Origin of the sequence: Microcystis sp. LE19-10.1B (assembly GCF_027530565.1) — a bacterium.
GTDB classification, from domain to species: Bacteria; Cyanobacteriota; Cyanobacteriia; order Cyanobacteriales; family Microcystaceae; genus Microcystis; species Microcystis aeruginosa.
The window spans coordinates 1-1,046 of the sequence record NZ_JAPZQM010000062.1 but is presented as its reverse complement, the minus strand read 5'-3'; the positions used below and the strand labels follow the sequence as shown (position 1 = coordinate 1,046).

Annotated in this window: 1 pseudogene; it reads right to left on the bottom strand. The window is 34.2% G+C overall.

Features of this window, described 5'->3' with window-relative positions:
* Positions 1-1,013, bottom strand: a pseudogene (locus O9332_RS02305) (ISNCY family transposase); the annotation flags it as partial.
* Positions 1,014-1,046: the final 33 nt, after the last annotated feature.

Sequence of the window (1,046 nt, the reverse complement as noted above, 5' to 3'; positions counted from 1 at the left end):
CCAGCTTTGACAATTTCTTCGACATTATTTTCCGTGATTTTATGATTAGTTATCCAATTATTTTGGTAGATAGTTTTCTGGGTTTTTTCATTAATAACAGTCACTTCACACCAATTAACTTCGAGACTTGAGTCGCCCTCTCTTAAGGGAACTCTAGAAGCATAACGATAACGATAAATTAGATTTTTTCGCCCATCCCATTGTTTCTTTTCAACGGTCGTAACTTCGCCACTTTTTTCTAAAAATTCTAGCCATTCATATAAAGTTTTAGGCGACGTTTCTAAACAAACAAAAATAAAATTATAACCTTGTTTTACCGCTAATTCACAAACAGGTTCGTGAGAATATAAGTCTTCTCCTAAAAGAGTTACAGGATAACCATACTTATTTTTATGATTCTTATTTAACCATCTTTTAACGGCCGCATTTTCACAGTCTTGTTTTTGATTTCCATCTTGTTTTTTAATGAATTCTGGCTCTAAATTAATTACTTGTTTTTGCTTAGGAGAAACCACCATAGGTGTGACACAGCCAGGAAAATAAGTTGTAGTTCCATTTCGATGATTACGACAGTTACAATGAGGGCAATGAATTTTCTTGGATGAGAAATATTCTGTGCCATCTAACGCCACTAAAATTTCTCCATCTAAGTAGAGAAACTTTTTCAAAACTCCCTTTTCCTTTAACCATTGATAGACTTTTTGAAAAGTCCTAGAGACATTAGAGGCTGGCACTGGATCTAACAAATTTCTTATTTGATTATCCCCAGGAATTTTTTCAATTGAAAATCAACTTTCAGCATTATCTTTTCCCTTATTACTTTTCATTAAACGTTGATGGTCTAAAAAAGACGGCGACTGAGTAAAAAAGACTGAAAATGCCGCCATCACGGCATCTTCTACCTCATATTTTCTATTATTTCCAGGTTTCCTCTCATCGGGTAAATCATCTAATTCTTGACGTAAAAATTGCATTAATTCCGAAATTTCTAGGGTTGCCGCTTTTTGAGCCATCTTGGAATAATTTGACGTGCTGGTGGATTTCTA